Source organism: Rhodococcus sp. WWJCD1 (assembly GCF_002258735.1).
In the GTDB taxonomy this organism is placed as follows: Bacteria; Actinomycetota; Actinomycetes; order Mycobacteriales; family Mycobacteriaceae; genus Rhodococcoides.
The window spans coordinates 422,730-443,830 of sequence record NZ_NOXY01000012.1 but is presented as its reverse complement, the minus strand read 5'-3'; the positions used below and the strand labels follow the sequence as shown (position 1 = coordinate 443,830).

The window sequence follows — 21,101 nt, the reverse complement described above, 5'->3', positions numbered from 1 at the left end:
GTCGTCAACGGTGAACTCCTGAGTGATGATCGACAACCCTTCTGAGGCATGTCGAGCGTGTTGTTTGATTTTTGAACAGTTGTCAGGCTCATTGTGCAACAAACAAGCGCCCGGACCGAGGTTTGCTGCCGAAACATACTTCAAGTTCTTTTTGTAGACTTAAGTTGTGTTATATCACTGCATTATTCGATAAATGGGCCAGAATTTTATGACTGGGAACAAGTCCGGGGGTCTCCAGTCACAGAGCGGGCAGGCTCCCACCCAACGGTGTGACCCACGTCGTTCAGGTTTCCGCCTGCCGTGATCTTTCTGTAACCTCGACGCGATGACCACCCACGACCAGAGAGTTCTCGAGCGGCAGCCGACCACGGCACCGGCTCGACACTCCGGCGTCGGGCGCGGTGACGCTGTTGCGGCGGTGGGATTCCTTGTGGCCGCGGTGTACGTCCTGCAGGGCCAGTGGCGAAATCTGAGCGGCGGCTACCTCTACAACAGTGGCCAGGACCAGACGATGTGGGAGTGGTTCTTCTCCGTCGCCGCCCATGCCGTCGCGCATCTGGACAACCCGCTGTCGAGTGACCTGCAGAATTACCCGCTCGGGGTGAATCTGATGGCGAACACGGCAATGTTCGGCATCTCGATACCCCTGGCCCCGATCACATTGCTCTTCGGACCGACCGTCACCTGGGCGATCGCCCTCACCGCCGGCCTCGCCGGAACCTCCTTCGCCTGGTACTGGCTGTTCTCGCGTCAGCTGAACGCCTCCAAGGGTGCGGCCGCGATCGGCGGTGCGCTGTGCGGCTTCGCGCCCGGAGCAATTTCCCACGCCAACGGGCACCCCAACTTCGTGGTGCTATTCCTGCTTCCGGTCATCGCGATGCTGGTCACGCGCATCGCCCACGGCGGCGGAACCACCAAGAACACCGTCGGGCTCGGCTTGATCGTCGCGCTGCAGATCCTTCTCGGCGAAGAGCCGCTGCTGATTTTCGCGATGTCGTTCGCCATCTTTGCCGTCGCCTACTACGTGACCCGGCCACGTTCGCTGTGGCCGGCTGTTCGCAATGCCGTGCCCCGGCTCGCTGTATCGGCCACGATCGCGCTGGCCATCGTCGCGCTTCCGCTGTGGTGGCAGTTCTTCGGACCACAGTCGTATTCCTTTCTCGAACACGGACCGATGGGCAACGACGCCAAGGCCCTGTTCCAGTTCCCGACGCAATCGATCGGCGGCGTCGCGACTCCGGGGCAGAACGTCCGCATCAACGCCACCGAGGAGAACGCGTACTTCGGGTGGCCGCTGCTGGTGCTGTGCCTGGTGGCTGCCGTGTGGATGTGGCGCGTCGCCTGCGCCCGTGCCGCCGCGGCAACGGCAATCGTCATGAGCGTGCTCTCGCTCGGTGCGACGCTGATGATCGGCAAGAACGACACCGGCATCACCCTGCCGTGGACGAAGCTCGCCGAGTACCCACTCGTCGAATCCGTCCTCGAGACCCGCTTCGCCCTCGGTGCGGTCCCCGCTTTGGCCCTGCTGCTTGTACTGGCCACCGATCGGACGTTCCGGAACGGACTGCGCCCACTGCCTGCCTTCTGGATCGCCGGACTCGCCCTCGCACTCGTTCCGCTGATCCCGACGCCGCTGGTTGCCGTCGACAAATCTCCGACGCCGGAGTTCTTCGCCGACGGCGAGTGGGAGAACTACGTCGACGACGGTTCCGTCGTTACCGTGCCCCTGCCACGGCCCGAGGACGCCCGCCCGCTGCGCTGGCAGATGGACGCCGACATGGGCTTCAAGCTGGCAGCCGGATACTTCGTCGGACCGAGTGATCAAGAAGAGAAGGTTGCCAAGTACGGAGCCGTCGACCGGCCGACGGCACTGCTGCTGGGCTCGGTGTACGACCAAGGCACTGTCCCGGAGATAACCGACGATCAACGTGCGCAGGCCGTCGAGGATCTGACGTTCTGGGAGGCGGACGTGGTCGTACTGCCGCCGAGCAAGCGGACCGTTGCACTGCGCACCACCGTCACCGAACTGCTCGGCGTCCAGCCGCAATACACCGGTGGCGTGTGGGTGTGGGATGTGCGGACGCTCGTCCAATAGCATCGTCGGCGTGCCCGAGACCGCTCCGAACGTCAAGACCGCCCGGCTGATAGCGATCGTCACCGGAATCATCGGTGCACTCCTGGCCATCGCAACGCCCCTGCTGCCGGTTCAGCAGGACGTCGCGACGCTGTCGTGGCCACAGAGCTCGTTCGGCAGCGTGAACGCCCCGTTGGTGAGCTACTCGCCCGTCGACCTCGAGGCAACCGTTCCGTGCAGCGCGGCCACTGCTTTCACCGACGGCGGCACGCTGGTCTCCACCGCACCCATCGCCGCTGCGAAGACCGAGCAGAAGGCACTGATCGTCCGGGTCGACGACGGCCGACTGCAGGTGCTGCTGCGCGATCGCGTTCTTGCCGAGGCACCCGTCGACGAGCTGAGCGGTAACTGCGCGCTGACCGTGTCGTCGAACGCCACTCGCACGGTCGTCGACCTCGACGGCAACGCGAACACCGTGGACGGAGACATCCGGCCCCAGGTCGTCGGCGTGTTCACCGATCTCACGGCACCGGTCGACGGCCTGAACGTGCGCGTGGACATCGACTCGCGCTATTCCTCCACTCCGACGACGTTCAAGTTGCTGGCGATGATCGTCGGCGCACTCGCTGTCATCGCCTCCCTGTTCGCGCTGCATCGACTCGACGGCATGGACGGGCGACGCCACCGACGATTCCTTCCCTCGCGCTGGAAATCCGTTACCGGAGTCGACGCCGTTGTGGTGGGTGTGCTGGTGCTGTGGCACTTCATCGGCGCGAACACTTCCGACGACGGTTATCTGCTCAACATGGCCCGCGTCTCCGAGAACGCCGGCTACATGGCCAACTACTTCCGTTGGTTCGGCGTCCCGGAAGCACCGTTCGGCATGCCCTACTACGACATGCTGGCCGCCCTCGCCAAGGTCAGCACCGCCAGCATCTGGATGCGCCTGCCCGCCACCATCGCCGCGCTGCTGTGCTGGCTGGTCATCAGCCGCGAGGTCATCCCGCGTCTGGGCCGCGCGGTGCTCACCAACCGCGTCGCACTGTGGACCGCGGGACTGGTGTTCCTCGCCTTCTGGCTCCCCTACGACAACGGATTGCGGCCCGAACCGATCATCGCTCTCGGCGCATTGTTGACGTGGTGCTCGATCGAACGCGCCATCGCTACCGGACGACTGCTCCCAGCCGCGGTCGGCACGCTGATCGCCGCCTTCTCCCTCGCCGCCGGACCCACCGGGTTGATAGCCGTCGCCGCCCTGCTCGCCGGGCTGCGCCCGTTGGTGATGATCGTGGTCAAGCGGGCTCGGGAGGTGGGTCTGCTCGCCGTTCTCGCGCCGCTGGTCGCGTCGGGACTGGCGGTGTTGATCGCGATCTTCGCCGACCAGACTCTGAGCACCGTGCTCGAAGCGACCCGGGTGCGCTCGGCCATCGGACCGAACGTGCCGTGGTTCGAAGAGCGCGTGCGCTGGGACGCACTGATGACCATCTCACCCGACGGCTCCCTCGCCCGACGATTCGGCATGTTCGCGATGCTGCTGTGCATCGTCGTGTGCATCGCGGTGATGCTCCGCAAGAACGGACGCATTCCCGGCACCGCCACCGGGCCGTCGCGTCGGATACTCGGAATCATCCTGGGCGCATTGGCTTTGATGATGTTCACCCCCACCAAGTGGACCCACCACTTCGGTGTGTACGCCGGTCTCGCGGCGTCGCTGGCCGCATTGGCGGCAGTGGCCGTCACCGCGGCGACCGTACGATCTCCACGCAACAGAACACTGTTCACTGCCGCTGTTCTGTTCCTGACGGCGGTGGCGTTCACCAGCTCCAACGGCTGGTGGTACGTGTCGAGCTACGGAATTCCGTGGTTCGACAAGCCGCCGTCCATTGCCGGCAAGGGCTTTTCGACGATCCTGCTCGGCCTGACGGTTCTGACGCTCCTCTACGCGGCCTACCAGCACGTCCGATTGCCTTATCGCAGAAAAGAACCCACCACACGACGCCGATTCGCGCCGTCCGCACTGACCATTGTCGCCGGCGGCGTCGTCGCCTTCGAAGTGCTCTCCTTCGCCAAAGGCGCTGTGGCGCAATACCCCGCGTACTCCATCGCCCGCTCCAACTTCTCGGCTCTCGCCGGAAATTCGTGCGGACTCGCCGGTGACGTGCAGGTGGAAACCGACGTCAACGGATCGGTGCTACAACCGATCGACCCAGCAGCGGACGCACTCGGAGCGGGCGGTAGTACCGGATTCACGCCCGACGGCGTCGCCCAGGATCTGACCGCAGACTCCGAGGACACCGCGCAGGGCAGCGCCAACTCCATCCGACCCGAGGACTCCGAACAGAGCGCGGCGGCAACCTCGTCGAACTCCGCGGGCACCTCCGGCGGTACCAACGAGAACGTCGGAATCAACGGTAGCTCGGTCGCCCTGCCCTTCGGCTTGAATCCCGCGACCACTCCGGTGCTCGGTAGCTTCGATGCCACCGAGCCTGCATCGCTGACCTCCGGTTGGTACCAGCTCTCCGACACCGACCGCGGCGACCTGATCGCCATCGCCGCCGCAGGCCGAATCCGATCGGTGGACAAGGACGGCATCGTCACCCCGGGCCAACGCGTCGAACTGGAATACGGACGCCGCGACGGTAGCGACGTCCAGGCACTGGGCCGCGTCACGCCTCTCGACATCGGCCCGTCGCCGTCGTGGCGCAATCTGCGCGTCCCGATGAGCGATCTACCGGCCGAGGCAGACGTCGTTCGCATCGTCGCCGAGGACAACGATCTGGCCGGCGACCAATGGCTCGCCGTCACCCCGCCTCGCGTCCCGAAGACACAGACGCTGAACTCGCTCGTCGGATCGACCGATCCGGTGTTGCTGGACTGGGCCGTCGGACTGGCCTTCCCGTGCCAGCGACCGTTCGATCATCGGGACGGCGTCGCCGAGGTTCCGAAGTACCGGATTCTGCCCGACCGCACCGGGGCCGAATCCACCAACGCCTGGCAGGACTCGATCGGCGGTGGCCCACTCGGCTGGACCGAACTGCTCCTCGGGGCGCAGACGCTGCCGTCGTATCTTGCCGACGATTACGCCCGGGACTGGGGTTCGATCGAGAGATACATGCCACTCGACCCTGACGCCGCGACGGCCGAGATCGCCGTCGAGCAGCAGTCTCGGTCGGGACTGTCCAGCGACGGACCGATGAAAACAGACTGAAGTCCTGTTTTTCGGTGGGTTACGGGGACGGTGCCTGTGTGACCTCTTCGTCACGCTCGCATAACATCGACTCTCGTGCCCGACGTCGTGACAGATTCATCAGCTGGTCCCCCCGTCCCCGCTCCACTGCGAGCCTCGGACGAACTTCGTGCTCAGGTACGAATTCCACGGCTGATCGCCATGGTGGCCGGCGTGCTCGGTGTGCTGTTCGCACTGATCACTCCGTTCGCCCCTGTCACGCAGACCACCGCCACCATTGCGTGGCCGCAGAACGGGCTCCTGCAGGACGTGGACGCCCCGCTGGTGTCCCAGGCACCGGTGAGCCTCAGTGCGACCCTGCCGTGCTCTGCTGTCGCCGCGCTCCCCGCGTCGGGCGGGCTGCTGTTGGCGACGGCACCCCCGCAGGGTGAAGGCGCTGCGCTGAACAGTTTGTTCGTGCGCGTCGGTGAATCGAACGTCGACGTCCTCGATCGCAACGTCGTGGTCGCGACGGCACCTCGCGCCGACGTCCAGAGCACGCGCTGCGCGGCCATCGAAATCACCTCGAACGACCAGTACACCTCGGCCGCGTTCACCGGCCTGACGAACGACGACGGCCAGCCCCTGCAAGGCCGGCTCGACGGCGATCTGCGCCCCCAGGTCGTCGGAATCTTCAGCGATCTCAGCGGCGCGGCACCCGCGGACATGTCCGTCACCGTCGACGTCGACTCCCGCTTCTCGTCGTCGCCGACGTTGCTCAAGTTGCTGATCATGATCCTGGCGATCGCCTGCACCGCGCTGGCCATCGGTGCACTCGGACGACTCGACGGCACCGATCGCCGCGCACACCGCCGCTTCTTCCCGTCCCACTGGTGGAAGTTCACCGGTGTCGACGTCACCGTCCTCGGTGTTCTGGTGGGGTGGCATTTCGTCGGTGCCAACACCTCCGACGACGGCTACCTGCTCACGATGGCCCGCGCCGCCGACCACTCCGGCTACATGGCCAACTACTTCCGCTGGTTCGGCGTCCCCGAAGCACCGTTCGGCTGGTACTACGACGTGCTCGCCGTCTTCGCCAAGATCTCGACCGCAAGCCCGTGGATGCGATTGCCCGCCCTCATCGCCGGAGTCCTGTGCTGGATGGTGATCAGCCGCGAGGTGGTTCCGCGCCTCGGTCGTGCAGTACGCAAGTCCAACGTCGCGCTCTGGACCGGCGGACTGGTGTTCCTCGCCTTCTGGCTCCCGTACAACAACGGACTGCGCCCCGAACCGATCGTCGCCCTCGGCGCACTGCTCACCTGGTGCTCGGTGGAGCGTTCCATCGCCACCGGCAGGCTGCTCCCCGCCGCCGCGGCCTGTCTCATCGGAGCCTTCACCCTCGCCGCCGCTCCCACCGGATTGATGTGTGTGGCAGCACTTCTCGCCGGCGCACGACCCATCGCGCGGATCGTCGTCAGACGCCACCGTCAGGTCGGCACCCTCGCCCTGCTGGCACCGTTGGCCGCCGCCGGTGTGCTCGTCCTCGTCGTGGTCTTCGCCGACCAGACGTACGCAACGGTCATCGAGTCCACCCGAGTTCGGACCATCATCGGCCCCAACGAGGCCTGGTACCAAGACTTCCTGCGGTACTACTACCTCTTCGTCCAGACCGTCGACGGCTCCGTCGCACGCCGCTTCGCGTTCCTGACGATGCTCCTGTGCCTCTTCACGACGCTGTTCGTGCTGCTGCGTCGTCGCCGCATCCCCGGCATCGCGAACGGCCCGGCCTGGCGTCTGCTGGGCGTCGTGCTAGGCACCATCTTCTTCATGATGTTCAACCCCACCAAGTGGACTCACCACTTCGGTTCCTACGCCGGCATCGCCGGTGGGCTCGCCGCCCTGACAGCGGTGGCCGTCTCCGCCAGCGCCCTGCGTTCGCGGCGCAACCGCTCACTGTTCGCAGCCGGGCTGATGTTCGTTCTCGCACTGTCGTTCTCGGGCATCAACGGCTACTGGTACGTCTCGAGCTACGGCGTGCCGTGGTTCGACAAGACGGTGTCGCTGGGCGGCAACGAATCGGGCACCCTGTTCCTCATCCTCTTCGGACTGGTCCTTGCCGTCGCCGCCTTCCAGTACCTGCGCGAGGGATACGCTCCGCCACAGCCGAAGCCGACGTCTGCGCGCGGTAAGCGCATCCGAAAGTTCGCTGCCGCACCGCTGACCGTCATCGCCGGAATCATGGTGCTGTTCGAGGTGCTCTCGCTCGTCAAGGGTGCCGTCTCGCAGTACCCCGCGTACTCGCTCGCACGCTCGAATGTGCAATCGGTCCTGGGCAATTCGTGCGGCCTCGCAAACGATGTCCTCGTCGAGTCCAACCCCAACGCCGGCATCCTCAGCCCGTTGCCGGGCGAGTTCGATGCCACCGCAGGCCCGCTCGGCGGATCGAGCTCCACCCTGCGCAACTTCACCGCCAACGGCATTCCCAGCGACCTCAGCGCCGATGCCGTGGAAGTCAAACCAGGACAGGGCAATACCGACCAACAGGCCGTCGGACCCGCTTTCGAGGAAGGCCAGAGTTCCGGCACCGCAGGCGGTACCGGAGCCGTGGGCGTCAACGGCTCGAACGCAGCTCTACCCTTCGGTCTCGACCCCGCCACCACCCCGGTACTCGGCTCGTACCAGGAGGGCATCCAGGAACCCGCGTCGGCCACGTCGAGCTGGTACCAACTGCCCGCTCGGAGCGACGACGCACCCCTGGTCGTCTTCTCGGCAGCCGGACGCATCTGGTCGTACGACGACACCGGAGCACTCACCTACGGACAGTCACTGCTGCTCGAATACGGCAAGCGTCAGCCCGACGGAACCGTCCAGCCCGAGGGCACCTACCTCCCCCGCGACATCGGGCCCGCACCTTCGTGGCGCAACCTCCGAATCCCGTTGGCGGACATCGCACCTGACGCCGACGCCGTCCGTATCGTCGCCAACGACCCCAACCTCACCGGCGACCAATGGCTCGCATTCACCCCGCCGCGAGTTCCGGTGATGGAAAACCTGAACACCATGATCGGCAGTGAGCAGCCCGTTCTGCTCGACTGGGCCGTCGGACTTCAGTTCCCGTGCCAACGTCCCTTCGACCACCGCTACGGCGTCGCCGAAGTGCCCGGATACCGCATCCTCCCCGACCGCCCACTCGCCGTCAGCTCCACCGACACATGGCAATCGGGCGAGAACGGCGGTCCACTGGGCTGGTCCGAACTGCTCGCAAAGCCCGTCACCGTTCCCACCTACCTGAAAAACGACTGGGCCAGGGACTGGGGATCGTTGGAGCGCTACGAGCAGTACTACCCGAGCGCGGTGCCCGCTGAACTCGAGACCGCCGACGTCACCCGATCGGGTTGGTACAAAGACGGACAACTGCGGGTATTCGAGGACTGACCGCCCGGCCCCGCTCCTCGTCAATGGACCTTTGCACACGTCTCGAGCGTGCAAGGGTCCATTCAGGTTTCGACCCGTCGTGAGTCAATGGACCGTTGCAGACGTCTGAGCGCGTAGATGGTTCATTCACCTTTCCGGGAGCCACGCCCGCGGACTCCATCGGCCGGCCTTAGCATCCGAGTCCGACAGCGTCGTCCGGCTCGCGACTGGTAGCAGCCAATCCATCCACAGAATCGTCGGCTATCCACAGACAACCGGCGACAGCATCGAAACGCTACGAACGTGTCGGTGCCGAATTCCACTCTTCGGTCATGAGAAGACGATTGTGGAACACAGCTTCATTGTTCGACCTGAGCTCGACCGGCGTCGTGACGCGGCGGCAGCTTCGCGAAGCGGGCGTGAGTGACGCAGCGATCGACGGCAGATGCGCGGCCGGCGGTCCTTGGCAGCGGTTGCTGCCGGGTGTCGTACTGCTGCGCAACGGCCATCCGTCGACGCTCGAGCGGTCAGCCGCGGCGCTCGCATACGGCGGACCGAAGAGCATGATCACCGGCTGCGTCGGACTCGATTCGTTCGGATACGGCACCAACGGATCCGCCGGGGAGGTTCATCTACTGCTACCCGCGGAGATGCGTCGGGCATCGGTGTCTTTTGTCCGAGCCGAGCGGACGTGGCGGCTTCCCGAGCCGATAACCAAGGGCAGCATCCGAGTTGCTCCCCTGGTGCGTTCATTGGTCGACGCCACGCGGGCCGCGAAGTCCGAGGCACGGTGCGTCGCCTTGTTGACCGAGGTGCTCCAAAGGGGCGGCGTGACCATCGATCAGGTCGCCATCGAACTGGCCGAAGGCCCGCGTCGCTACAGCGCGCTCACCCGTCGAGTACTCCGCGAGTTGCGCGACAACGCGCACTCGGTGGCGGAACTCGAAGACCAGCGACTGTACCGAACCAGCGGGCTGCCTGCGATGACACACAACTGCGACATCTACGCCCGGAGCGGCGAGTTCATCGCCAACACCGACGGGTGGATCGACGCCGTGGCACTGGCACGTGAGGTCGATTCCGTGACCCACCATCTGTCACCGGCCGACTACCAGCGGACACAAGCACGACGCAACCGAATGCAAGCACACGGACTGATCGTCGTTTCCCATTCACCGCAAGACATCCGCGATCGGCCGAACCAGGTGCTCGAAGAATTACGGATGAACTATCAGCACGCTCTTGCCAGACCTCGACCGGATGTGGTGATGGTTCCGCGCGAATCGACCGCGTGAATGGACCACCGGACACGTCTGACCGGTGCAGTGGCTCATTGACACCGAACAAGAGGATGCGTGAATGGACCTTTGCATACGTCTGACCGGTGCAGTGGTCCATTGACGCGAACGGGAGCGGAGCGACCCCGCGTACGAAGGACCACCCCCTCCAGTCCGGCTAGATCGGGAGCAACGAGTGCTTGCGCGGACTCTTGTGCACTTCCTTGTCTTTCAGGATGTGCAGGGCCTTGCGAATTTCGAGGCGCGTCTGCGACGGCTCGATGACCGCGTCGATGTAGCCACGCTCGGCGGCGATCCACGGGGTTGCGACATGCTCGTTGTAGAAGTTGATCAGCTGCTTGCGCAGCGCCGGTGCATTCTCGCCTGCTTCGGCGAGTTGCTTACGACTCATGATGTTGATGGCACCCTCGGCGCCCATGACGGCGATGCGGGCGGTCGGCCAGGCGAGGTTGATGTCGGATCCGAGCTGCTTCGAGCCCATCACCGCGTATCCGCCGCCGTACGACTTACGAATCACCACAGTCAGTTTCGGTACCGTCGCTTCGACGAACGAGAAGATGAAGCGGCCACCGCGATGGATGACGCCGAGAGTTTCCTGGTCTACGCCGGGCAGGAAGCCGGGTGTGTCGACGAGGAAGATGATCGGAATGTTGTAGGCATCGCTGAGGCGGATGAACCGGGCGGCTTTGTCCGCTGCCTTGGCGTCGAGCGCCCCGGACAGGTGCATCGGCTGATTGCCGACGATCCCCACCGGCCGACCGTCGACGCGCGCGAATCCGGTGATGACGTTCGGTGCGGACTGGCCGGACAGCTCGTGGAATTCGCCGTCGTCGAAGATACGCAGAATGATGTCGTGCATGTCGTACCCGGCATTGTCGGCGTCGGGCATGAACGAGTCGAGCTTGCGATCGGAATCGGTGATCTCCGGCTCGAGCCCCGGATTGATCACCGGCGACTCTTCCTGGCAGCTCGACGGCATGTAGCTCAGGTAGTTGCGGATCCACTCGAACGCAGCCTTCTCGTCGGCTGCCACGTGATGGACGTTGCCGTTGATGGCCTGGACGCGGGCACTACCGAGGTCGTCGAGGCTGACGTCCTCGCCGGTGACGGACTTGATGACGTCCGGACCGGTGACGAACATGTACGCCTCTTCGGTGGCGACAACGATGTCGGTGTTGATCGGCGCGTACACCGCACCACCGGCGCACTTACCGAGGATCAACGAGATCTGCGGGCACAGGCCGGACAGCGCTTCGTGACGTCGACCCAGTTCGGCGTACCACGCGAGCGAGGTGACAGCATCCTGCACGCGAGCTCCACCGGAGTCGTTGATACCGACGACCGGGCAACCCATCTTGATCGCGAAGTCCATGATCCCGGCGACCTTACGGCCGAACATCTCGCCGACGGTTCCGCCGAACACCGTCTGATCGTGCGAGAACACCGCGATCGGGCGGCCGTCGACGGTTCCGTGACCGGTGACGACACCGTCGCTGTACAGGGCACCCGGATCGTTGGGTGCCTTCACCAGTGCACCGATCTCGACGAAGCTGCCGGGATCGAGCAACGAGTTGACGCGATCGCGAGCGCTGGGGATGCCCTTCTTCGCGCGCTTCGCGACCCCGATCTCGCCGGCCGGTTCCTTGGCCAGGTCGAGCCTCGCCCGTAGTTCGGCCAGCTTCTCGGCAGTGGTGGCACTCAAAATCTACGCTCCGGTTCTTGCAGACTCGATGTTCTCGAGCGTCTTCGACAGGTGGGCCGCAATTTTTCCAATGTACGGCTCGTCGACGACCGCGAGGTGATCGCCTCCGACGTAGACGATCTCCAGGTCCTTGACCACCGGTCCCCAACCACCGTGTTCTTCGCGGGTGGCGTACGCAGGCTCGAGCGCGATCGCGTCGTCGTGGTACTTGTCGGCCAAGTACAGCGTCACGTGCCCGCCGTACTCCTTGAGCTCGGCCGTCTGGATCGCGCGATTGTCGAGCCACGAGGTGCGCTGGTGCTCGATGATTCCGCCGGGAATCTTTGCGCCACTGAGCTTCACCAGATCGGTGATGATCCGAATCTGGCCCTCGTCGTCGGAGTCGACCAACTTGTCGTACGGGATCGGGTAGTCGACGTTGTACGTCTTCTTGGCGAACTCCGCGTACCGCTCCCAGCGCTTGCGCACCTCGTCCTTGGTGTCCGGGATCTTGGTACCGGGCATGACGGTATCGAGCAGCCCCACGTAGGCGACCTCGATACCCTCTTGCTCCATCTGACGCGCCACCTCGTAGGCGAGGATGCCGCCGAGCGACCAACCGACGAACACGTACGGTCCCTCGGGCTGGATCGCCTTGATCAGCGGCACGTACTCCGCAGCACGCGTGGCGATGGGTCCCTCGACGCGCTCGAGCCCGTACATCGGCGTGCCTGCCGGCAGCTTCCGCAGCAACGGCTCGTAGGCGACGGTGGAGCTACCCGCCGAGTGGAACGCGAACACCGGTGTCGCGGTGGAACCTTCGGGGCGGGCGCGCAGATTGCGCACAACACCGTCGATCTCACCGTCTTCGAGGTGCGGTCGGACCTTGTCTGCGAGCTGCTCGATGGTTTCCGAATCGAGGACGTCGTCGAAGGTGATCTCGCCGCCTGCCCGCTCGGTCAGACGAGCAGCCAACTTCTCGGCCGTCTCGTCGTCGAGGATCGGCAGGGTGTTGAAGATGCCCTTGGCCGATTCCTTCGTCACCACTGCCCACGTTGCGAACGTCATCCGCTCGGCATTGTCGCGCGGCGGGACGTCGGAACCGGCGGCTTCGGCGAACGCTTCCTTGCCGCCGAGGTCGGTCTGCGCCGGGGCAGCAACAGCCGGGGCAGCCTTCTCGACGGGAGCGTCGGCGGCAGGAGCATCGTCCTCGACGGGAGCAGTCTCGACGGGGGCAGGCTCGACCGAAGCCGGTGCAACGGCAGCCTGCTCGGCCGCCTTCTCTGCTGCCTGCTGGTCGGCCAGTGCCTGCACCTCGTCGCGGTTCTCGATCGCGTAGCGCAGGTACTTCTCCACCTCACGCAGGTTCGCGTCGCGCACGGCCTGCAATTGCACTGTGGGGATGTCGAATTCGTATTCCACGCGGTTCTTGATGCGGACGGCACTGAGCGAATCGAGCCCGAGTTCGATCAGCGGAACCTCGGGCGGCAGATCCTCGGGCGCGTAGCCCATGGACTCCGCCACGATGATGGCCAATCGGTCTTCGAGCTTCTGATTGCCGTTCGGATCCCAACGGTCACCGAACGTCTCGACGACCTCCGGCAACTCCTCCATGGGCGACGAGCTCTGCTGCTCGACGGCGACAACAGGTTCCGGACGCACGTCACCGGAGGTGACGACGGCCTCGTGCAGCAGGGTGAACGCCAAGCCCTCGTGTGCGTGCACCTGGACCGACGCGCCACCGAGGTGTGAGGTCAGTGTGGTGACGACCGTGCCCACCTTCGGCACTGCAGCATGGGAGACCGAAACACCAAGGGCCACATCGGAGAACACCTGCGACGCAGCCGCCGTGACGAGTGCATCGAAACCGGTGACGGCCGAGGCCTGAACCTCCCAGACGTGGCGGCCGTCGGGCAGCGCAACGCGTGCGCCGGGCACCCGGGTGTTACCGCTCGAGCTGACCTGCGAGTTGAGCCAGAACTCCTTGCGCAGGTATGCAGTTCGCGGGATGGCGGCGTACGGGCCGGACTCGAACAGTGTGGCCAACTCCAGCGCGTGCCCGTGGACGTACAGCTGCGCCAGCGCGGCCAGGAACGTCTCGGCCTCGTCTTCTTTGCGCTTGAGCGTCGGGATCAGCGTCGAGTCCGCGACGCCTGCAGCCCATGCGGTCGCGGCCACGGACATCAACGCCACCGGGTTGGGCGCGAGCTCGATGAACGTCGTATGTCCATCTCCGACAGCGACATTGACGGCCTGGGTGAACCAGACCGGATGGCGCATGCCCTTGGTCCAGTAGTCGACGCCATGGATCGCCGCATGTCCGACGCGATAGTGCGCCTCACGATCGACCGACGAGTAGACCCCGGCGGTGAGCTTGCCCGGTTCGATTCCGGCCAGTTCGGCAGCCAGCTCGCCGAGCAGCACATCGACTGCCGCGGTGTGGCCGGCTCCCTTGACGTCGAGCAGTCGAGCCATTTTGCCTGCGGCCTCGGCCATCTCGACGAGAGCCTCGACCTCGGCGCGCGGCCCACCGACCGTGGTGTGCGTCGGTGCGGCGTAGACGCAGGGCTCCACATGCGGGAACTGATCAGTGAGGGTCTTGACCTCGTCGGGGGTGTACTCCACCAGCGCCATGGCACCCTGCGAGGCGGCACCGAGGCCGTCTTGACCCTCGGCCAGCAGCCGTGAGCGGGCGTAGATGATGCGGACGGCGTCTTCGAGGTTGAGACCTCCGGCGACGTAGGCTGCCGCGACCTCGCCCATCGAGTGTCCGATGACGGCGGACGGCTCGGCACCGTGCGCGCGAAGTGTTGCCGCCAAGGCAATCTGGATGACGAAGATGGCGACCTGGGAGTTCTCGAACTCGTAGGTCTGCGAGTCGTCGAGGATGATCTCGCGGATGGAATAGCCGGCTTCGTCGACGAGCAGCTCGTCCACCTTGTCCACCTCGGCGGCGAACACGGCGTTGGTTCGGTACAGCCGCGATGCCATCTTGCGGTGTTGCGAGCCGAAGCCGGAGAACACCCACACCGCGCCGTTGGACGCGGGTGAATCCGCGGAGAACACGCCGGGGCCCGGCTTGCCGGCGGCGATGGCGCGCAATCCGGCGATGGCCTCGGCCGTGGTGGATGCGAGAACCACTGCGCGCGAACGCCCGTGGTTACGGCGAGCCAACGTGCGGCCCACGTCGACGAGAGGCGTCGTGCTGCCCTCTTCGGTCTCGAGCCAGTCGGCCAGCTCCGATGCGGCCCGCTTACGGCGTGACGGCAAAGCAGCAGACACAGCGAGAATCACTGTCTCCGAGCCGGTTTCAGTATCGGACACAGTGGTCTCGGCCAGAATGGTCTCGGCCTCGGCTACCGGATCGGTCGTCTCGACCGCGGACACGATGGGCTCCGACACGACAGGCTCCGGATCGGCAACGATCGGCAGTTCCTCACCGGCCACATCGGTGAGGCCCTCGACGAGAGCCGCCTCCGGGTCGACGGCCGAGGCGTCGAACGCGCCGTCGGTCTCACCCGGGACGTACTCGCGCACGACAACGTGCGCGTTGGTGCCACCGAAGCCGAAGCCGGAGACGCCTGCGACGGCCTTGCCGGTGTAGCGCGGCCAGTCGGTGGCCTCCGGGATGACCTTCAGGTGTGCCTTGTCGAAGTCGATGTACGGGTTGGGGCCCACGTAGTTCAGCGACGCAGGCAGCTTGTTCGCCTGCATCGCGAGGACGACCTTGATCAATCCTGCTGCGCCCGCGGCAGATTCGAGGTGCCCGAAGTTGGTCTTCGCCGATCCCAGCAGGGCCGGCTTGTCGGCGTCGCGGCCTCGGCCCACCACACGACCGAGAGCATCGGCCTCGATGGGATCGCCCAGGATGGTTCCGGTGCCGTGCGCTTCGATGTAATCCACGCCCGACGGGTTGATACCGGCGTCGCGGTACGCGAACCGCAGAGCGTCGGCCTGCGCGTCCGGGCTCGGTGCCAGCAGTCCGTTGGAGCGGCCGTCCTGGTTGATCGCAGATCCGGCGATGACGGCGAGTACGTCGTCACCGTCGCGCTCGGCGTCTTCGAGTCGCTTGAGGACGACGAGTCCACCACCCTCGGAGCGGATCATGCCGTTCGCGTCGGACGAGAACGCCTTGATCTTGCCGTCGGGCGCAAGCACACCCGTCTGGCCGAAGCCCACGGTGATCGGCGGCGCGAGCAGCATGTTGACGCCACCCGCCACAGCCAGATCGGATTCGCCGGTACGCAAGCTGCGCACCGCCTGGTGCACGGCAACCAGGGAGGACGAGCAGGCGGTGTCGACGGCGATCGACGGCCCGCGGAAGTCGTAGAAGTACGACACCCGGTTGGCCACGATGGCCGTGGACGTGCCGGTGAGCGCATAGGGGTGCACGGCCGGGTCGCTGACGGCGATGAGCTGGTAGTCGTTGGACGAGCTGCCGATGAAGACGCCCACCTGGCTGCCCTTGATCGAGCTGGCCGGAATGTGTGCGTGCTCGAGCGCTTCCCACGTCAGTTCCAGCGCGAGCCGCTGCTGCGGATCGACGTTGACGACCTCGTTGGGCGACATCGCGAAGAACTCGGCGTCGAAGGTCTTGACGTCGTCGAGGTAACCGCCCTTGGTCACCGTCGCGGCCACGGCGGCAGCGATGACGGGATCGGACGTGAATTCCTGCCAGCGGCCGTCGGGCAGATCGGTGATGCCGTCGCGGCCCTCGATGAGCAGTGACCACATCTCCTCGGGAGTGTGCCCGGTGCCGGGGAAGCGAGACGACAGGCCGACGATCGCGACGTCGTGTGCGTCGCCCGACTGTTCGCCGCCGGTGTAGAACGCATCGTCGACGGTGCCGACCGGCTCGTCGGGTTCGCCCTCGATGATGATCTTGGCCAGCGAGGCGATGGTGGGGTGCTGGTAGACGACGGTGGCGGTCAGCGTGACCCCCACCAGCTCTTCGATCTCCCCGCTCAGTGCGACGGCATCGCGAGAGGACAGACCGAATTCCTCCATAGGACGGTCGTCGGAGATGGCCGACGCCGGTTGCCCGGTCGCGTCCGCAACCCAGTTGCGTAGCCAATCCCGCAGTTGGGCGACCGTGAGGTCCGTCCCGTCCGCACTCTGAATCTTGTCTGTCTCTTGTTCAGCCATCACTCACCAAGCTATGTATCGAAGGAACGGGAGGCCCAGAGATCAGTCGGGCAGTTCGGCGTCCGGGAACGCCGTCTGCTGATATCCGCCGCGGAGCGTGCCCTCGATGTAGGCGGCCTTGCAGGCCCGCCGGGCGATCTTGCCGCTGGAGGTACGCGGAATGGAACCGGCAGGCACGAGGAGGACGTCGCGCACCGTGACGCCGTGACGTGCGGACACCGCGGTACGCACCTCGTCGGCAATCGGCTGCGGGTCGGCCTTGCCGGAGCCCGGGGCGCGCTCGGCGACGATGACGAGCTGTTCGGAGCTGTCGTCCGAGTCCTTCGTCAGGGCTGCGCCACTGAACTCGAACACGATGTCGGGGAGCTGATTGAGCGGGACGGCGAACGCCGCGACGAAGCCCGGCCGCAGAGCCTTGCTGGCTTCCTGGGCCGAGAACTCGAGGTCCTGCGGGTAGTGATTGCGGCCGTCGACGATGACGAGGTCCTTGACGCGACCGGTGATGTAGAGCTCGCCGTCGTGATAGACGCCGAAGTCGCCGGTACGCATCCAGTTGCCACCCTCGGGAGCGCCGTCTGCGTGCGAGCCTTCGGCGTTGCGGTGGACGAGCTTGTTGTGGAAGGTCTCGGTGGTCTCGGTCTCGCGACCCCAGTAGCCCTGACCGATGTTCTCGCCGTGCAACCAGATCTCGCCGACGTGCTCGTCGGCAACCTCGGTGGCGGTCTCGGAATCGACGATGGCGGCCCACTGGCTGCGGGCGACCGTTCCGGTGGACACCTGCGGGATGGCACCCGGTGCATCGGGGGCGACGACCACGAAGTTGCCCGCATTGAGCTCGGTGCGGTCGACGTAGACGACCTTGGCCTCGTCGGCGTGCTTGCTGGTCGAGACGAACAGCGTGGCCTCGGCCATGCCGTAGGACGGCTTGATGGCGGACTTCGGCAGGCCGTAGGGGCCGAACGCGTCGTTGAACTTCTTCATCGACGACGTCGTGACGGGCTCGCTGCCGTTGATCAGACCGATGACGTTCGACAGATCCAGGCTCTCGCCGTTCTTCGGCAGTCCGCGCTGGGCGGCGTGCTCGAACGCGAAGTTCGGTGCCGCGGCGAACGTGCCTGCGCCGTCGGAGACCGCCGCGAGTTCCTTGATCCAGCGCCACGGGCGCTGGACGAACGCGCGCGGGCTCATGATGGTGATGTATTTGCCACCGAGCGCCGGGAGGATGACGGTAAGCAGACCCATGTCGTGGAACATCGGCAGCCAGGTGACGCCACGCGAATCGTGGTTGATCTCCATGCTGTCGACCATCTGCAGCGCGTTGACGCCGACTGCACGGTGGGTGATCTCCACGCCGGCCGGGGTTCGCGTCGAGCCCGACGTGTACTGCAGGTAGGCGATGTCGTCGAGCGTTGCCGTCGGCTCGACCCACGTCTCGCCCACGCTGTCCGGGACGGCATCCACTGCGATGATGCGGGGACGCTCTGCGGCGGGCAGCGCACGGAAGAACGCGCGCACACCCGCGGCCGAGTTGCCTGCGGTGAGGATGGCGCTGGGCTTGCAGTCACCGAGGACGGCATGCAAACGGTCGGTGTGGCCGGGCTCGTCCGGGTCGAACAGCGGCACTGCGATGGTTCCCGCGTAGATCGCGCCGAAGAAGGCGACCACGTACTCGAGGCCCTGCGGAGCCAGAATCGCGACGCGGTCACCGGGCTGGGTGACCTGCTGCAGACGGGCCGCGACCGCCTTGAGTCGGGTTCCGAACTCGGCCCAGGTCAGCTCGTGCGCCTCGCCGTCACGCTCGCGGGAGTAGTCGACGAAGCGGTACGCCAGCGTGTCGGAATTCTCTTGAACGTTCACCTCGACGTGGCGGACGAGCGTTTGCCCTTCACCGATGGTGATGTGGCCGTTCTCATCGATGAAATCATCGAAATTGTGGCTCATTACTTCAATCTCCTCCGACACGAATCCGCTGCCGTACAGCCTGCGTGAAGTGGACCCGCACGCCGGACTGCACGAGCGCAGACACCGAACAGCTTTGTATGTTACTGACTAGTAGCTCTACCGGTGTCGGTTTGGCACCTGGCTTCGAGGCCAGGTACATGGTACCGACACGCGCCTTCGTCACTCGCCTTTCAGCAAGTCGACAACCGGTGCGAATGCTTCCATTTGAGTAGGGAAAACCCCGACATAGGACATCGTCGTTCGCGCGCGAACGTTACGGATTTGATCGGCGATCTCCTCGTACGTCCCGAATGCGAGGTACGGAGACGACAGGATGTCCTCCACGGTCAGCTTGACGTCGACGTCCACGTTCGGCGGGTAGCCGTTGTCGAGAGCCGCAAGCGCCATCTCGGCCATCTGCTCTCGATCGTCGGTCACGACGATGGTGGTGATCGCCCAGTTCAGTTCGATGTCGTCGAACCGGTCCCCGGCGGCGGCGCGAATCAACTCGACGCGCTCGAGGGTCTTCTCGATGGTCATGCCCGACAGCAGCAGCTTGCCTTCCTTCGAGGTGCTCGGCACCACGGAGATGATGTCTGCATGCTTGGCCGCCAACGCGAGCATCTTCGGACCGCCGCCACCGATGCAGATAGGCGGACGCGGCCCCTGCCGCGGCCGAGGGCTGCCCTTCAGTCCGGAGATCGTGTAGTGCTTGCCCTCGAAATTGCATTCCTGACCGCGCAACAGCACGTCCAGAATTTCGAGGGTCTCCTCGAGCTTCTCGATTCGCACTCCCGGACGGTCGTAGGTGATGCCCGCCTTGTCGTACTCCTCGCGCATCCACCCCGCACCGAGACCGAGTTCGAGTCGACCACCCGAGAGCACATCGATGGTCGCCGCGTCCTTGGCCAGCACCGCGGGATGCCGAAAACCGTTCGCCAACACTGCCGTGCCGAGCCGGATCTTGTCGGTGGCGACGGCAAGTGCGCCGAGCGCTGCGATGGGACCGACCTGATTACCCAGATGATCGGGAATCATGAAGCTGTCGTAGCCCAGTTCCTCGGCCTGTTGCGCCAGCTTGATGAATTTCCGAGCCCCGCCCTCCTCGGCGTTTCCCTCTCCGCCTGCAGCGAATCGGAATTTGCGCGGCCCGGCGGTCGCGGCCTCGGCGGAACTCATCTAATGCTCTCCTCGGGGGTCTTCGAAGTTGTAGCGGTCTGAAAGCAGCTGGTCGGTAGGGCGCTGGAAGCAGCCGGCCGGAGCCGATCTGCGCAGGTCCAAGGCGTCACTCTAGCCGCTCGCCGGATTGGATCACACCGGCTGGGGGTTGCCGGGCCCAGGTTTGTGGGCGGCAATAGCTAGCGACACGCCGCGTTGTGATGTGTCCGTTATAAACGGCACGTTCTCACGAATGAGCGGGTGTCGGGGCATTCTCGATCAACCCGGCAGCCCATGCCGCCGTCCACTGCGTCGCCGTCGTGCCGGAGCCGTCGACGACAAAACTGTTGTAGGACGCGTGCACGGGATTGCCTGCAGCACCGATCAGAATCTGGATGCTCTGCGGAATGTTGCGCAGCGACAATCCATCCGACGGCGAGGCACAGATCAAGTCCCCGGGTGCGCAGATCTGGTTGGTCCGGTCGTCGAGCGCACCGAACCCACCGTCCCGACGCCCCGTCATGGTGATGCCGGGCAGGTCGAGTCCCCCGAGTGCCACCTCGGCACCGACGCCGTCGAGCGGGCCGGGGACGTCGGTTCCCGAGACTCCATCGCGTCGACCGTCGGCGATGAGGGTCACCCCGAGTACTCGATCGGCGGAGATGGGGCCGTTACCCGCGCCGATGTCGGACGCGATGTCGCCGGAGATGACCGCGCCCTGGGAGAAGCCCGCGAGCACGAAGTTGGTGAGCGGGCACTGTGCGCTCACATCGGTCATCTTCTGTACGGCAACAGCTTTACCCTCGGTGCGGCTGTCGTTGTAGGACTGCTGACCGTCCGGCGGTAGAGCGATGGGATTCGAGAACTGAGCCACGTACGGCACGGTGTAGACGTCGGCGCGCGATCCGGGGAACTGCTCCTGCAACGGACGCGTGACGTTGAGCATCAGCGACACCGGGTTGGCCGTCGGGTTGTACGGATCGTCGGTCGACGAGGACTCCCAGGTGCCGGGTATGGCGATGACCTGCACGTCGGGGCAATCCGCCGGCTGCGACGTCGGCTCTTCCGGACCCGGCGGCGGCACCGGAGTATCCGGGCCCTTCGGCAACCGTCCGGCAAGTAGGTACCAGAGGGCGACGATGATCAATCCGATGATCACCGCAACGGCGATCACCGGAAGGATTCTGCGCTTACGCTTGGCCATCGGCGTGCATCTCCATCAGC

At 65.3% G+C, this 21,101-nt stretch carries 9 protein-coding genes; 4 read left to right on the top strand and 5 right to left on the bottom strand.

Features of this window, described 5'->3' with window-relative positions; translation table 11 throughout:
* The first annotated feature begins 325 nt into the window (after window positions 1-325).
* From CH286_RS09790 to CH286_RS09775, 4 genes are all read left to right on the top strand, one after another.
* Window positions 326-2,095 (top strand): glycosyl transferase, encoded by a 1,770-nt coding sequence (locus CH286_RS09790; RefSeq protein WP_094609054.1) that lies wholly within the window; start codon window positions 326-328, stop codon window positions 2,093-2,095.
* Entirely contained in the window at window positions 2,073-5,282 is a 3,210-nt protein-coding gene (locus CH286_RS09785) for an arabinosyltransferase domain-containing protein (RefSeq protein ID WP_094609053.1), read from the top strand. Before CH286_RS09790 ends, CH286_RS09785 begins: the two co-directional genes overlap by 23 nt.
* A 75-nt stretch (window positions 5,283-5,357) precedes the next feature.
* On the top strand, window positions 5,358-8,675 hold the full coding sequence (locus CH286_RS09780) for an arabinosyltransferase domain-containing protein (RefSeq protein ID WP_094609052.1): 3,318 nt from the start codon (window positions 5,358-5,360) through the stop codon (window positions 8,673-8,675).
* Between the two features lie 311 nt (window positions 8,676-8,986).
* Window positions 8,987-9,949, top strand: coding sequence for a hypothetical protein (locus CH286_RS09775; protein ID WP_094609051.1), 963 nt, complete (start codon window positions 8,987-8,989; stop codon window positions 9,947-9,949).
* Between the two features lie 160 nt (window positions 9,950-10,109).
* Here the strand turns inward: CH286_RS09775 and CH286_RS09770 are convergent, their stop codons facing one another.
* The 5 genes from CH286_RS09770 to CH286_RS09750 form a co-directional block, all read right to left on the bottom strand.
* Complete coding sequence (locus CH286_RS09770) at window positions 10,110-11,654, bottom strand: acyl-CoA carboxylase subunit beta (protein ID WP_094609050.1); 1,545 nt, start codon at window positions 11,652-11,654, stop codon at window positions 10,110-10,112.
* 3 nt (window positions 11,655-11,657) lie between these two features.
* Window positions 11,658-16,778, bottom strand: a complete 5,121-nt coding sequence (gene pks13 / locus CH286_RS09765) for a polyketide synthase Pks13 (RefSeq protein WP_094609049.1) — start codon at window positions 16,776-16,778, stop codon at window positions 11,658-11,660.
* Between the two features lie 42 nt (window positions 16,779-16,820).
* Window positions 16,821-18,719, bottom strand: a complete 1,899-nt coding sequence (gene fadD32, locus CH286_RS09760; protein WP_032405394.1) for a long-chain-fatty-acid--AMP ligase FadD32 — start codon at window positions 18,717-18,719, stop codon at window positions 16,821-16,823.
* A gap of 180 nt (window positions 18,720-18,899) precedes the next feature.
* Window positions 18,900-19,898, bottom strand: coding sequence for an LLM class F420-dependent oxidoreductase (locus tag CH286_RS09755; protein ID WP_032381083.1), 999 nt, complete (start codon window positions 19,896-19,898; stop codon window positions 18,900-18,902).
* 226 nt (window positions 19,899-20,124) lie between these two features.
* Window positions 20,125-21,081 (bottom strand): cutinase family protein, encoded by a 957-nt coding sequence (locus tag CH286_RS09750; RefSeq protein ID WP_094609048.1) that lies wholly within the window; start codon window positions 21,079-21,081, stop codon window positions 20,125-20,127.
* Window positions 21,082-21,101 lie beyond the last annotated feature (20 nt).